At 45.2% G+C, this 15,703-nt stretch carries 10 protein-coding genes; all 10 read right to left on the bottom strand.

The features are described from left to right. Positions 1–120 precede the first annotated feature (120 nt). Entirely contained in the window at positions 121–1,581 is a 1,461-nt protein-coding gene (locus tag E4K68_RS14190; protein ID WP_135379596.1) for a trimethylamine methyltransferase family protein, read from the bottom strand. 40 nt (positions 1,582–1,621) lie between these two features. After that, entirely contained in the window at positions 1,622–3,085 is a 1,464-nt protein-coding gene (locus E4K68_RS14195; RefSeq protein WP_135379597.1) for a trimethylamine methyltransferase family protein, read from the bottom strand. 529 nt (positions 3,086–3,614) lie between these two features. Next, positions 3,615–4,598 carry a 4Fe-4S dicluster domain-containing protein gene (locus E4K68_RS14200; RefSeq protein ID WP_135379598.1) on the bottom strand — a complete coding sequence of 328 codons (984 nt, stop codon included), beginning with the start codon at positions 4,596–4,598 and terminating at the stop codon, positions 3,615–3,617. Between the two features lie 136 nt (positions 4,599–4,734). Further along, positions 4,735–5,682 (bottom strand): glycine betaine ABC transporter substrate-binding protein, encoded by a 948-nt coding sequence (locus E4K68_RS14205; protein ID WP_243450380.1) that lies wholly within the window; start codon positions 5,680–5,682, stop codon positions 4,735–4,737. 131 nt (positions 5,683–5,813) lie between these two features. Beyond that, positions 5,814–6,458: an ABC transporter permease gene (locus E4K68_RS14210; protein WP_135379600.1), complete on the bottom strand. Its 645-nt coding sequence runs from the start codon at positions 6,456–6,458 to the stop codon at positions 5,814–5,816. Further along, positions 6,459–7,574 (bottom strand): ABC transporter ATP-binding protein, encoded by a 1,116-nt coding sequence (locus E4K68_RS14215; protein ID WP_135379601.1) that lies wholly within the window; start codon positions 7,572–7,574, stop codon positions 6,459–6,461. It lies immediately after the preceding gene. Positions 7,575–7,599: 25 nt separating this feature from the next. Beyond that, positions 7,600–8,238 carry an ABC transporter permease gene (locus tag E4K68_RS14220; protein WP_243450381.1) on the bottom strand — a complete coding sequence of 213 codons (639 nt, stop codon included), beginning with the start codon at positions 8,236–8,238 and terminating at the stop codon, positions 7,600–7,602. 118 nt (positions 8,239–8,356) lie between these two features. After that, positions 8,357–9,790 (bottom strand): sigma 54-interacting transcriptional regulator, encoded by a 1,434-nt coding sequence (locus tag E4K68_RS14225; protein WP_243450382.1) that lies wholly within the window; start codon positions 9,788–9,790, stop codon positions 8,357–8,359. 4 nt (positions 9,791–9,794) lie between these two features. Continuing rightward, positions 9,795–10,703, bottom strand: a complete 909-nt coding sequence (locus tag E4K68_RS14230) for an FAD binding domain-containing protein (RefSeq protein WP_135379603.1) — start codon at positions 10,701–10,703, stop codon at positions 9,795–9,797. A 291-nt stretch (positions 10,704–10,994) separates the two neighbouring features. Then, positions 10,995–15,686 (bottom strand): leucine-rich repeat protein, encoded by a 4,692-nt coding sequence (locus tag E4K68_RS14235; RefSeq protein WP_135379604.1) that lies wholly within the window; start codon positions 15,684–15,686, stop codon positions 10,995–10,997. Positions 15,687–15,703 lie beyond the last annotated feature (17 nt).

Raw genomic sequence — 15,703 nt, forward strand, 5'->3', positions numbered from 1 at the left:
GTTTCCTACCCATCTTGATATATATCAAAGTATTAAAAACTTAGAATTAGCCTTCCCCAAAACCAGCAGAGTTTTCCAAACAGCTACAGTAGCCCCTTAGGGCTACTGTATTCATTATCTCTACAGATCGTTGACTCCGAACTTGTCCCTTGCTTGTCTAAGAACAGCGTTAATTCCTTCCTTGACTTCCTCACTAACAGGATTTGGCTGGTGCGTCTCTAGGATATGTTTAATTCTCTCTCTAGCACGGTCAACCATCGTCTTACTCCCGTTCCCTGACCAACTTTGATAACTATCGAAATCCGAGAGATCAGGGAACCAATTCTTTCTAAAATGATTAACCGTATGTTCATCTCCCAGGAAATTACCTCCCGGGCCAACCCTCATGATCGCGTCGACCCCTAAGGATTCTTTATCAGTGTCAATCCCTCTTAGCAATCGTCTGGTTCGACCAATAACCTCATTGGAAATCAGCAGCAACTCTAATGATCCAGTTAAGCCAAATTCCATATAGAAAACATCATGCATAATGTTGCACCCTTGAAGCGCCCCCATCAAGGTGAACATGGTCGATTCTGCAATGGCCTGTTCGTCGCAAACCTTCGAGTTGCAGCATCCGGCATAGCCCCAAGATGGCAGCTGGTAGTAATGCGCTAAATCGACAGCCCCTCCTTGGAAAAGCACAGCTTCGGGTGTACCATAAACCGCTTGCATGGTCCGCATATCTAACGGAGAATTACCATAGCCATAAACAAAAGGCGCCCCCGGAGCTTTCAACTGGTGAATAACTAAACCACTCAAGGCTTCGGCATTAGCCTGAACTAAAGCCCCTCCAACCGTCGTAGGCACTGAAGCTCCCGCTACACCACCACACGCGAAATTGGTCGGAACCCCATTTTCTGCGGCAATTAACAATTTATCCACAGATTCTTGCGGATGCTGAAGCGGAGACGTCGGTTCAGTGTAAATCATGAACAGAGGCCTCTGACGCAAGCGTTCTTTCCCGCCCACTGCCACCGCTGCCATCTCGATAATATCCCGCAGAGTATCCCCGTCCTCAGCAATGACCACCTGAGGCTTCACGGTATTTTGCACCATGATGGCATATTGTTCTCGATTAATCATATGGGGACTGACATCGGACAGTAGACCCATAGACATGACAAAATCAATATTTTCCAGATTGTCACATATTCTTATGGCCTGCGCCACGTCCTCTTGGCGCCAACTACGCCTTTCTTGACTAAACGGATCTAAATAATTAAGCGTGTCTGATCCAGTACCAAAATGCACGTTGGTTCCTTCTAAATTCAGTGCTGCCTCTCCATTACGATTGTATAGCGTCACGCGCGAAGGTGCAGTCTGCAGTGCTTTCTTCACAAGATGTGTTGGGAAATAGACCCGATTACCGTTTTCTACATAGGCCCCTGCCTGCCGAAGCAGCTCGACCGCTTCCTCATGGTAAATCACCATACCGGTCTCTTCAAGTATCTTACAACTGGCAAGATGAATCTCCTCTGCCTGTTTTTCAGACAAAGTGCGGAAAAACAGCCCGTTTCCGTGTGAACTTCCCACTCCCATAACGATACCCCCTTTTCTTTCAAACAAACCTATGGATAGCTTAAAGGTCTTTATTAATTTTTTCTGTTTCTGCAATAATATCATTCAACCCTTGGCGGATCGTTTCATCTAACAACATAGGAACGTGGGTGGCAACGATTTCTTTGGCCAAATCAGCGGCATGGTCTTCAACCGTTTTAGATCCCTGTTCTTCCCAAACTTCCCAGAACGAACGGTTAAACTGTTTGGGCATCCAAATTTCTTCACGGAAGTGGTCAAACGTGTGCTGATGACAAACATAGTTTCCACCAGGGCCCACTTCATCAATCACATCGACTGCAAGCGTCTCCTCATCGATGCGTGTTCCCCCACCTATGTAACGTGCGTTATCCATAAAATCATTACACATCGTGAGGAAGGTGAGCGAACCGGTTTTTCCGCCTTCTAGGTACCCTACATCATGGACTAAGTTAGCTCCCATTAATTGAGCCATCAAAATACCGTTTCCTGCTTCCATACCTGCCTGAGCATCTGGCACTGGAGAATTGACACATCCCGCTTCGGTGAAGTTAGGAATTCCGTAAAACTGGGATAATTGCGTCATGATCGCATAATTCATCATGGTCTCCGGAGATCCATACAAGGTTGCAGTGGTTCCCATGTCCATAGGGGTCGCTCCACCACCAATGATGATAGGGGCACCTTTGCACTTTAATTGAGCCATCACGACCCCAGCTAAAGCTTCAGCATTCATTAAGACGATTGTCCCAGCTTTCGTCACGGGTGTGGTAGCTCCAGACAAGATCCCCGGAGTATAAACCACCGGCACTCCATATTCAAAGCAGGCAAACATTTTTGCAATCCCATCATTCGTGTGGACCAAAGGAGAAATCGGCTCAGAGTAAAGGACGATGAACGGGTTTTTCCGAAGTTCTTCCTTCCCGCCAGCCACTAAGGCTGCCATCTCTAATTGAGCACGCATGTTTATCTCATCATGTGCGGTCACTATAATGGGTTTAACGGTATTGGAAACCATGGCTTCTAGTTGATGAAGATCGCTTACTTTGCTACTTTGGTCAGAAGCGATGGCATAACTCATGACAAAATCATAGTTCGGCAAATAATCCATGACCCGACACGCTAATTCCACGTCTTTTTTCGTAGAGCGCCTTCTCATACCCGTTTCAAGATCGATCGTAAAGGGAAGATCTGAGCCCGTTCCGAAATACGTTCTATTCTTCTCCAGAGGCATTACGCGCTTACCTGTTCGATTTGCTACGACGATCTTGCTCGGGGCCAGACGAATGCATTCTTCAACGAGCCAACTCGGAATCCGTACACGGTGCTCATTCACAATACAGCCAGCATCTTTGAGTAGCTGTAACGCTTCCGGGTGGTCTACTTTAACTCCAGTGCGCTCAAGGACCTCCAATGTCGCGAAATGGATTTGCTCTATCTGTCCCTCACTAGCCCAACGTAACTGGGGAGTCAAATTCTCTATACTATTGGAACGAATCTTTTTCATGGGTTAATTACCTGCCCTTCAGAATAGTTTATTACCTTCACCAAGCTTTAAAAGCCACAATCATGATCTTCCAAACTACTAACAGGAACTAGCTGCCTTCTATAAAGGCTTTGCGATCGATCGATAATCAAGGATACTTTCTGCATTCAATACTGTTAATAAAGTAAGCTTGCAACATTTGTGCCAGACCCTCATCAAAGTACATTTTGGTCCGAACGATCCTTTTTCTTAGTAAGAGTAGGCTATATAGCCCTTTTCTAATACGATGCAATTCTTCATCTATGAACTAGTGAAAATTTCTAACGCATAAAATGTTTGCTATAAATCATCTTTTTGAATTCCTATTAACAAATTAGAGATCTCTATAGATTCTTCCCCACAGTGATGTCTTAAGGATTTATTTCAACGTTTATAGAAAGGGTGCATAATTCTTTTGCACTTACCGAAATTTTGCTACAAATATACCTTCAAACCCTTTAGGGTCTTCTAAGTAACTGTCAGTACCTAACTCTCAGGACAGCCCTTCTTTTTAGCCTACCCTAACCATTGTGATAGCCTTATCTGAGCAAGTTTCGACACAGATCCCACATCCCCAACATTGTTCCGGATCGAACTCCACTTTCCTCCGTATTTTCCCGTCGATTACGGTTTCTGTCTCTCCTAAACTAAACGCTGAAAAATTACATCTTTTAGTACAAGCCCCACAATGCGAACATTTATCTTCGTCGCGCTGGGCCACGTATTGGATCACCGGAAAAACGCCCTTCGTTCCCTTTTCTAAAGCCAGACGCGTAGGATAACAACAGCAAGCACAACAATTACATATCCAAGCTAGACCATTTGTCCGCCAGTCACTGTTTACTTGATGCATCAGACCCTTCCGATGCGCCATTTTTACGATCTCTTTCGCTTCTTCCTTCGTTAGAGACTGACCAAAGGTACGATCTGTAATGGAATGATCAAAGCCTAAACAAGTTCCAGTTGGCTTAGTACACTGGCCCGCGAGCTTTCGGCAATTGCAAGGAACTAGGCGTATTTCGCGAACAGAATCCAATAATTCTTCAAGGTTCTCTATCAGCTCAAACGTTTCTGGTACCCTATCTACCGTCTCCCCATTTTGAAGTGATTCAAGATATGGCCCCATTCTCTCTGTGTAAACTTCATAGCACCAATGATCCAACGCCTGACGCAATTCTGGTCCAACTTTCATTTGATAGTTTTCATCAAATTTGCATACATAATCTAACCGTTCATAGAAATCAGCTGCAAAATAAACGAGTTCTTCCCCACGCTTCTCTCTATTGACAATATGCTTATTGTAACAGCCTTCTAATAGATCTTGTGCCTGCTCCGAAGTGCATTCCATCCTGATGGCGATTTCAGAGACAGAACACAACTGACCGTCCATCCCGACCACCAAATCCATATCCCGGTCTGACACAAAACTAGACATATGAGGAACAACGAATTCAGGCACCCCAAACAAGGTGGCAAATTTCTCAATCAAGGCCATAAGAAATCCTCCTTTCACTCGCTTTCATTTTAAGCCTGGATAAAGGCCACTTTACACCCCCAAAACAAGCCGAGAGGCATTTTCAGGGAATAAAGTGGCCAATTTTAAGAGGAGGGGGGAGTTAATGAAGGGGGACTTACTTCAGCAAACCTTTGCTCTTTAGGAACGTCGTCGAAACTTCTTCAATAGACTTCTTCTCAATATCTGCCTGCATATTCAATTCTGTAATTGTCTTGGTATCCAGAATTGAACTCAATTTCTTAAGGTCAGCAGCCAAAGTCGGATAAGCATCGACAATTTGCTTTCTAACGACAGGGCAAGCATTGTAGACAGGAAAAGCCTTCTTATCGTCTTGGAGCATGACAAGCTTATCAGCAACAATTCTCGGTTCTGTGGTGAAGGCCAAGGCCAAATCCCCTTTTTTGGCTTTGAGAGTATCGTAGTTTAGCCCCATAGCCACATCGACAATATCGTCTTTCGGCATTTTGAAATCATACGACTTTTCAAACGATGGCAACCCATCTGCACGACCATCCCATTCAGGGAAGCTAACGAATTTCAAGTGTTCACCCTTCTTCACTTGAGCAACATAGTCCGAGGTCGTTTTTAGGTTGTACTTCTCAGCGACATCTGAACGAACGACGATCCCATAGGTATCATCCATGGGAGCATAATCCAGCCATTCAATCCCGTTCTTGGCATCCCATTCTTTAATGAGTTTGTAGCTTTCTTGCGCTTCAAACACAGGTGCATGATTCATTAAGTTCATGACGCCCGTGCCAGTGTACTCCCAATAAAGATCAATTTGACCAGATGTCAGAGCTGGTCTGATGACAGCCAGTTCACCAAGTCCCATCTTGTTTTCGACGGGGTATCCCAGGCCTTTTAGATATTGCAAGCTAAGCGTTCCCAGTAGTGACGCTTCCGTGAAAGTCTTCGATGAGATCTTAATAGTAGGTCCCTTTTTTGCCGTTTCAGCTTCAGCACCTTTGCTGGCTGTCTGTGAACCGCAGCCCACAACACCCCCCAATGCTAGTGCCAAGGACAAGACTGCAACAATGAAAACTAATGATCGTTTTTTCATGCACATACTCCTTCCTTAGGATAAGTAATCATTGACTAAGTATTAATGGTCATCCTCTCAGAGCCCTTGGTTTATGTTTCAGTCCCCTTACCTAGTTGATCCCCCTCCCTTCAACCGTTCATCAAAGTATATTATTCAACATGCATGCCCGGTGGAGTGATCCGATACTCGATGTAACTTAAAACACGGTCCAGAAGAATTGCCATCAATGCTCCCAAACCTGCTCCGACCAGCAAGTATTCCGGTCGAAAGAGTGCTAATCCGCCTATAATGAGATTGCCCAAACCTCCTGCCCCGATCAGAGCCGCTAATGTACCAATACTGACTACGTAAACAGTAGCCGTTCGAATACCGCTTAGTATGATCGGCATAGCCAGCGGAATTTCCACCTCATAAAGGATTCTTCCTTGGGACATCCCCATACCTGCAGCCGCTTCCTTCACATCCGGGCTTACCTCTATCAAACCAGCAATCGTATTTCTGACGATGGGCAACAGACTCTGGAATAGCAACGCAAGCACTGCAGGTTTCATTCCCAATCCCAGGATCGGCAAAGCCAGGGCAATAATTGCCAAGCCAGGAATCGACTGCAAGACATTCAGCAAATTCAGGGTCACCATGCCGAACGACTTGAATTTGGGTCGAGACAGAAATATCCCGAGCGGAATAGAAATCAAGATCGCTAGAGTGATGGTGATCAAAACGATCAGTGAATGGGTCAGAAGAGCATCCGGGGCCTTTTCGAATAGGGCAACCCTGAAATTCTCCCAAGTCATTTACTCACCCTCTTTCCTGTAAACATGTTTCCTAATGTCTTTGAAAGAGAGCATCCCAACGAGTTCTTGGCCCTTAAGAATCCCAAGATAATCAGCATCAAATTCCAGCAACAAGGAGAGCGCATCGGGTAGGGAGGTTGTCGTTTGGGCGAAAGCTTTCTGAGTGCGAAGAACTCGCTTTCTTAAGCCCTCCAGGTCACTCCCAAAATCCCTCAAATCTTCCAGAGTAAAATACCCGGAAGGCTTACCCTCCTTATTCAAGAGGAACCCCACCTCAGCACCCGCATCCTTCATTTTCTGGGCGGCACTTCGCAATTCAGGGTCTCCTACGATGCAACCGACGGATTTCATGGCTTCAGCAACACGATATAAGTTCAATTTTTTGACGACCCGATCATGACCAATAAAATTCTCAACAAACTCATTCACCGGATTAGTTAAGATCTTTTCAGGCGTGCCAAATTGAACTAACTTACCAGCATTAAAGATGGCGATCTTGTCTCCCATCTTAATAGCTTCATTAATGTCATGCGTGACGAAAACAATGGTCTTCTTAATCTCCTTTTGCAAACGTAGGAATTCATCCTGCAAGCGGGCGCGTGCTATGGGATCGACTGCTCCGAAGGGCTCATCCATCAGCATAATCGGAGGATCCACGGCCATTGCCCTGGCTACCCCTACCCTTTGCATTTGCCCACCGCTAAGTTGAGAGGGATATTTTCCCGCAGTCTTTTCCGGATCAAGCCCCATCATGACGAGGAGCTCTTCCACACGTTTCGCGATCTTTTCCTTTGGCCATTTGTACAACCGTGGCACGATAGCAATATTTTCAGCGATCGTCCGGTGCGGCAGTAAGCCAATCTGCTGAATCACATAGCCAATCCCCATTCTCAACTGATCCGTGTTCGTGCGTGTAATATCTTCTCCGTTAATTTTGATGACACCAGAAGTCGGTTCGATCATGCGGTTAATCATGCGCAAGGTAGTGCTTTTTCCACAGCCCGAGGGACCCACTAAAACGCAAATCTCTCCTTCTGGAATGGAAAGAGACAATTGGTCCACGGCCGGTATCACTTGACTGGGATATTGTTTTGAGATTTGCTTTAGTTCAATCATCTGGATCCCCCTTAGCAACTTTATCCTAGCGGTTAATTCTTAATCCACGTGGAACAATTCTCTTCTCGATCGCCCCAAGGATTGTGTCTAATCCAATGGCAATCACAGAGATAATCAAGGCTCCAGTGACCATCATGGGAGTGTTTGAACGAACAAGCCCTTCCGAAATAAAGCGCCCCAAATTGCGTTCTCCGATATAAGTAGCAATAGCGGCAATACCTGTAGTCATGACCACTGTAATCCGAAAACCAGCAAAAATAATGGGCATACCTAAAGGGACAAGGATTTCGCGCATGATCTTCCCCGAACTCATCCCCATCCCTTTAGCAGCTTCGATGACATTCCGATCAACGTTTTTAACCCCGTCATAAACACTGCGAATTAAAGGCATCATTGCATAGAGAACTAAGGCAAACAGAGCCGACTTTCGTCCCAATCCGAAGTAAGGGATAGCAACCAAAATAGCAAACATCGACAAACTTGGAATGCAAAAAATCGTGTTCGCCAGTGCTAAGACCCGAGCTGCCCATTTATCGCTTTTTGTCAACAACAGTCCAACAGGTACCCAGATCACTAAGGAAATTGTCACTGCCAACAGAACAAGGGTGAAATGATTCTTGCTATATTCCATGATCGTCCCAGTATTTTTTGCGAAAAAATTCATAAAGTCGTTTAAGGTCACTCGCTATCATCCCTCTTTCTTTTCATGCATTTTTTCCCTCTGGGACGCTTTAACGCATTATCGATCGGAGAGTCTCCTCTTAAAGGGTGGAACCTAATCGTTAGTTGCACGAATTGTGAATCCCCAACTTTTTTATTCGGTATTGCAGATTCTGCCTGGCTATTCCGATAGAATCGGCAGCCTTGGTAATGTTTCCGCTGTGGCTTTTCAACGCTTCCCAAAGCACTTGCTTTTCCACCTCACGCAAAACGCTGGCTAACGTGTTGGAACCCTTATTGTAGAGTTCAGAGAACGCTCCATTCTTACTAAGAAATTTCGATTTTAGATAATGGGGTAAATGGTCAATAGTTATCACGTTTCGGCCATCCAGCATGTTCATAGCACTTTCAATAATATGCTCTAATTCACGAACATTACCTGGCCACTGGTACTTTTTGAAAACATTTTTTAATTCAGCACTCATTAAAACGCTTTCTAAGCCATAAATTCTTTGATATTTGTTCAGGAAATAATCGATTAAGGTCTCTATATCTTCCTTCCGTTCTTTTAGCGGAGGAATGAAGAGTGTCATAACCGCTAAGCGATAAAAAAGATCGTTGCGCAAACTTCCGTTATCGACCGATTCCCATGGATCGACATTGGTCGAACTGATGACCCTGCAATGAACCGGAATCTCCGTGGTCCCCCCGACGCGCCTCACCATCTTTTCTTGCAAGACACGTAAGAGCTTAGCCTGGAGGGCAATACTCATGGAATTCAGTTCATCCAAAAACAAAGTCCCATTCCCCGCTTGTTGAAACAGCCCCTTCGATTCTACTGCCCCTGTAAAAGCTCCTTTCGCCGTGCCAAAAAGAATACTTTCCAGCAAAGTTTCAGGAATCGCGGCACAGTTAATGGCCACGAAGGGTTCATATTTTCGAGCACTGTGATTATGGATCGCTTGGACCACTAATTCCTTGCCTGTGCCTGTTTCTCCGAAGACTAAGATAAATCCATCTGCCAAGGCCGCTTTCTTTGCTGAATCAATTAGGCTCTGCATCACCGGACTTGAAAAGACGATCGAAGCGAAGGTATAGCGAGTGCCATTATTCCCACGCTCGTCAAGCCCTTCCAAACCAATTTGATCCTGTAACTGCATAGTCTTAGTCAACAACTCTTTGTATTTAGTAATGTTTTTACACACCGAGTAGACAGCTACAACCTCACCATTTTCTACCACTGGAAAGGTACTGGCAACAATGTTGACCTCTTTCCCTTGGTTGGTAAAATAAGTTTTATGCTTATCCAGAACAGGTTCTTTCGTGAAGACAACCCTTAAATGCTCACTGCTTTCTACCGTCACCGCATCGTATACTTCTGTTAAATACTTCCCGACCACGTTTTCCGATATTAAGTCTTCGAGTTTTGCCATTTCGGAGTTGTAGAAAATTATTTTTCCCTCGCAGTCTGTAACAATGACCCCTTCTTCAATCGAATTAAAGAGTTGCCTAAAAACTTGCGTTAAAACATCCATGGGCAAACTATCACTAGGCACTCTGTTACCTCCCGTTTTGGTTCAAATACATAGACATCTGCCCTGGAAATAGATCTGCAAGAAGATCATAGGCTAAACCCTGAATGGCCTGGCGTTTATAGTCTTGCGAATACCGACCAGGAATAGCCCGATCGACGGCCTCAGTCAATCTCTCGGCAATCTCTTGTGCGAGACCCTCATTTACGCTCTTTCCCTGCAACGCCTGTTCTAGCTCTGCCAGACGAAATGGAGTCCGCCCTAAGGCTCCCACAGCCCATCTTGATTGATGTATACGTCCGCTTTCTGAGTCCACTTCAAACCACGCCGCCATATTCAGACGAGCAATGGTTACCGTAGTACGACTGCCCACTTTGGCAAATCCGCTTAGGACTTGTGCTTTCGCCTCTGTTTCCCATACCGGGAAGTCAATTTCCGTGATCAATTCTTTGGCCTGTAGGCCTGCTCCGCCGCTTGCTGCTTGTAGCTCTGCAAACGAGACTCTCCTTGACCCCCGGGGTCCTAGAATACTCACCCATGCTTCAAGAGCTAACAATGTAGGAAGGCTATCGCCTGCTGGTGAGGCCTGGGCAATATTACCTCCCAGAGTAGCTCGGTTGCGAATCTGAGTGGAACCAACCTGAGAAGCAGCTTGCCCCAGACATCGAGCATTCTTCCAGATGAGACTGTTCTCACGGATTTGAGTGAACGTTGTGGCACTCCCAATTCTGAGCCTGCCCTTTTCTTCTTTTATGTAATTAAGCTCTGGAATTTGGGATAGATCAACAACCCAAGCCGGCTTAATCTGCCCGCTATTTAACTGAAGGACCAGATCAGTCCCTCCACTTATGAAAATAACTTCCCCCTCAAGGCGCGGAAGGGTGTCAGCAACCTCTAGAATATTAATTGGACAGACAAACTGAAATTCCTGCATCATGATTCAAGTCCCTTCATGTTTCTGGCTCATCTATCACTAAAATATCCCAGTTATATTTAATTGATATTAATTCGATGGCAAGCTTAAGATCCCTTCTTCATCACAACAGAAAAGGCTTAATTATTTTGCACTACCCCTAAAATTTTGGCACCCTTCGTATATCTTCCTCGACAGATAATGCATTGTGCAAGCTAAAAAGGAGAGGGCCTAGACGTTTCACGTCCAAACCCTCTCCAAAAGGATATATCCTGCTCCCCCAATCTCGTTGCCTACGCTTATTGGCACCCCTGCTTAATAATTTGTCACGCTGTCAGCAGCTTGAAACCATTTCAATACTTGAAGTAAATCAATTGTGGTTGTTTCATCGAGAGCTTTGGTTGAATCTGTTAAATCGTTTGCATTAGTTACTGAGTTGTTACTTAGATCATACCATAAGCCATTGAAAGATTTGAAGTAGATATGTTGGCCAGGTGCTGTAGCCATTGCTTCTAGAACATTAGCTTGAGTTAATCCATTTGTGTTCAATCGTTGGAATAAATATTTGCCAACTAGCACTGAGTTGTTGAGAACATAAGCTTTAATAGTACCCAAAGTAGTCGTACCACTAATCGCAGCCGGTACTGTAAACGTATTCGCGCTCATCTGTTGCTCGCTCAAGTAACTCACGCTATAGACAACGTTTTGATTAAACGAAACGGGCTTGATGTTTGGCACGTTCAAATAAAGTGTCACATTATCTCCACCAGTGTAACTTGCACTAACTGGGATCGGTGCACTACCATTAATGGACATTGTCACTAAAAACATAGATGTTGTCGGCCCCCCAGTTGAATTCCAGGATGGATCAACTCCGCTCATGGTTAATGTGATTGTTCCATTTACTGCTGATACGTGTTGCAAAGTAACTGCTCCGCCTGAATTACTCACCGTCAAATTGAATGAACCAGTGATACTGCTTCCAGTACTATCCGTCACTGTCACCGGTATACCATTCCAAGTTCCTCCCATTATTGGTGTCCCGCTCAATACCCCATTCGAACTAATGCTGAGACCATCAGGATAATCTGAAGGCTCCCCGGCTGGAATAGGTAGGCTGAATGTATATCCACTGCCCCCGGTCGCAACAAAAGTATAGCTATACGGTGTACCTACCACTGCTTGAGGTAGATCCTGTGGACTCACAAACGCCAGGAGAGTATTTGTTGCATCTATAGCTTCGAACGCTCTGTTATATTTTGCAGCATAATCTTTTGCAGTAGATGAGACATATCCTATAATCTTTGTGGCGGCTGGAATTGTGTATGAACCATCAATTATTGTTGTTGCCGAGTTAAATCTAATAGCAGATAAGCCTGTGCAACCATCAAAAACATCGTTGCCTATACTTGCTACTCCTGCAGGAATACTAATCGTAGTTAGGCCTGTGCAACCGGCAAAAGTCACGTTGCCGATACTTGTTACTCCTTGCGGAATAGTAATACTCGTTAAGCCTGTACAATTTATAAAGGCCCTGTCGCCGATACTTGTTACACTCTCCGGTATGCTAACAGAAGTTAAGATTGAGTAATAGGCAAAAGCCTGGTAACCAATACTTGTTACCGGAAACCCTCCCAAGGAATTTGGTATTGTAACATCTCCTCCAGTCCCTGTGTATCCCGTAATTTGGGCTTTGCCATCTGCTACATTATAAGAATAATCAGGCATCTGTGGAGCGGCTACTATCTGCACTTTGTACGTGACAGTCTTACCACCCACTGTTATTGTAAGCACTTGGTCTGTCGCTGCTACTGTATTGTCAAAGCCCGTTATATTCGCAGCAGTTATGGCCTCAGGCGTAGTGCTACCATCGTTAAATGTACCAATTATCACCAATCCTGTAATATCTAGTGCATCCCCTACGGTATAGTGTAATTTGGTGGCTGGAGTACTTATGGTAATACTTTGTAGAATATTTGTTGCGTCTATAGCTTCGAATGTTCTTCCATATTTTATAGCGTAATCTTTTGCGGTAGATGGGTCATATCCTATAATTTTTGTAGCTGTCGGAATTGTACTCGCGCCAATAATTATTGTTGTTGTCGAATTAAATACTATAGTATTTAAGCCTGTGCAACCTTTAAAAGCCGACTCTCCGATACTTATTACTCCTTGTGGTATGCTGATACTTGTTAAGCCTGTGCAATCCTGAAAAGCCAAATCACCGATACTTGTTACAGGAAGTCCACCTAATGCACTTGGTATTGTAACATCTCCTCCAGCCCCTGTGTACCCCGTAATTTGGGCTCCGCTAGCTGTTAGAATATAAGTATAATCGTTTGCCGGTTTCTGCTCAAACACCGCTGTCACTGTAACATTTGCTGCTGGCATAGTGAAGCTTGTGCCGATGATGACGTGATCCGTTCCATCATTGTACTTCAGCGTTCCTGCTTTCAGTTGCATACCTTCATCTGGAGTTATTGTGAGATTGATGGCTGTCCCGGTAATTGCCAATGTTGGGTTCGCTGTAATATTACCATCTGTTAGAGTTCCAATACTGACGCTGTAGTTTGTTGTGCCAATAGCTTCGAACGCCCTGTTATATTTTGCAGCATAATCTTTTGCAGTAGATGGGTCATATCCTATAATCGTTGTTGTAGACGGAATTGTATCTATACCATCATTATTAGATATTGTTGTTGTTGACGAGTTAAACCTGAGAGTAGTTAAGCTATCGCAGAAAGCGAACGCCCCCCAGCCGATACTTGTTACACTTTGCGGAATGCTAATACTAGTTAAGTGATCGCAGTTGTAAAAAGCCTGGTAGCCGATACTTGTTACACTTTGCGGTATGCTAATACTAGTCAAACCTCTGCATGAGCTAAAAGTCCCTTCGCTTATACTTGTGACTCCTTGCGGAATGCTGATACTAGTTAAGCTTCGGCATCCGAAAAAGGCCCCTTCGCTTATATCTGTAACTCCTTGCGGAATGCTGATACTAGTTAAACCTTCGGGACATGCTATTAAACTAGTCCCTGCTTTGTTATAAAGCACACCATCTATACTCTCATAGTTTAAATTATCAACAGCTACTGAAATACTAGTTAAGGAATCGCAATTTTCAAAAGCATAGTCGCCGATACTTGTTACCCCTTGCGGAATATTTATAGTAGTCAAACCAAAGCATCCGCCAAAAGCTCCCCAGCCGATATTTGTTACTCCTTGCGGTATGTTAATATTAGTTAATAACCATCCGCAATAGAAAAAAGCCCCGTCGCCGATACTTGTTACCCCTTGCGGAATGCTAATACTAGTTAAGGGGCAAAATTGAAAAGCATAGTTGCCGATACTTGTTACTGGGGCTCCTCCTAATGTACCTGGTATTACAACATCTCCTCCAGACCCTGTGTACTTCGTAATTTGGGCTTCGCCATCTGTTACCGTGTATGTGTAATCAGGGTTTACATTTGCTGCTACGTTGACTGTAATTGCCTGGCTAGTAGTTTTACCGTTGACCGTGATCAAAATTGCCGTATCTGCCAGAATAAGGGCATCGCCATCTGCTTTGATTGTTGCTATGTTATTCTCAGCAAAATTTGAAAGAGCAACATCTTGTATGGTTGAATCTGATTTGTTTAAGGATACAACTAAACCGCTTAAGTCTAAGGTATCACCGGCATAATAAGCTACTTTTGTTGGTGCTGTTTTTACTACTACACTGTTTACTGTTACTGCAAGATTTACCGTCCACTTCGCGTATAGCGAAATATCCGTCATCACGCTATCAGTACTGAAATCCCACGCATTGATGCAACTAGATTCCTTGTACCAGCCACCGAAGGCGTATCCCGTCCGTGTCGGAGCTGTCGGTGCGATTATGGCGGAGCCGGAGGTGACATTGTTTATGCTCGATACCGCACTGCCTTCCTGAGAGTCAAAGGTCACGGTATAGGATGATACAGATTGAATGATCGTACCGTAGTCGCCCACCGCCACGAATGTGCTGTTGCCGCAGGTTACTCCTCTGAGAGGATAACTGGTGTTTGACCAATTCCAGGTCGCTCCGTCCAGTGAGGTCAAGAACTTGCCGTATTTGCTCACCGCTACGAAGGTATTGTTGCCGTAAGTTACTCCGCTGGGATAATAGTTGCTGCTTGAAATACGGGTTGTCCAGACCGCTCCGTCCGGTGAGGTCAGGATCACTCCGTTGTAACCCATCGCCACGAATGTGCTGTTGCCGTAGGTTACTCCTTTGAAAAAATCTTCGCTCCATGATCTTCGGGTTGTCCAGGTTGCTCCGTCCGGTGAGGTCAGGATCGTGCCGTACCAGTTCGTGTATCCGTCCGCGCCGTAGGCACCCACTGCCACGAATGTGCTGTTGCCGTAGGTTACTCCACTGAGAGAATTGGCGGTGATTGCGTTTCGGGTTGTCCAGGTCGCTCCGTCCGGTGAGGTCAGGATCGTGCCGGCGTCGCCCACCGCCACGAATGTGCTGTTACCGTAGGTTACTCCAACGAGAGAATTGGTGCTGCCTGAGCTTCGGGTTGTCCAGCTCGCTCCGTCCGGTGAGGTCAGGATCGTGCCAGCGTCGCCCACTGCCACGAATGTACTGTTGCCGTAGGTTACTCCAGCGAGAGAATTGGTGCTGCCTGAGCTTCGGGTTGTCCAGCTCGCTCCGTCCGGTGAGGTCAGGATCGTGCCAGCGTCGCCCACTGCCACGAATGTACTGTTGCCGTAGGTTACTCCAGCGAGAGAATTGGTGCTGCCTGAGCTTCGGGTTGTCCAGCTCGCTCCGTCCGGTGAGGTCAGGATCGTGCCAGCGTCGCCCACTGCCACGAATGTACTGTTGCCGTAGGTTACTCCAGCGAGAGAATTGGTGCTGCCTGAGCTTCGGGTTGTCCAGCTCGAACCGTTTGCTGAGGCTGATCCTGGGACACCCACTATAAAAATAACCAACAACATAAAGGAAAGTACTAAATACATAAACTGATTAAATTGTTTTATCATATTAATCCTCCCACTAC

Source organism: Desulfosporosinus sp. Sb-LF, from assembly GCF_004766055.1.
Lineage (GTDB): Bacteria > Bacillota > Desulfitobacteriia > Desulfitobacteriales > Desulfitobacteriaceae > Desulfosporosinus.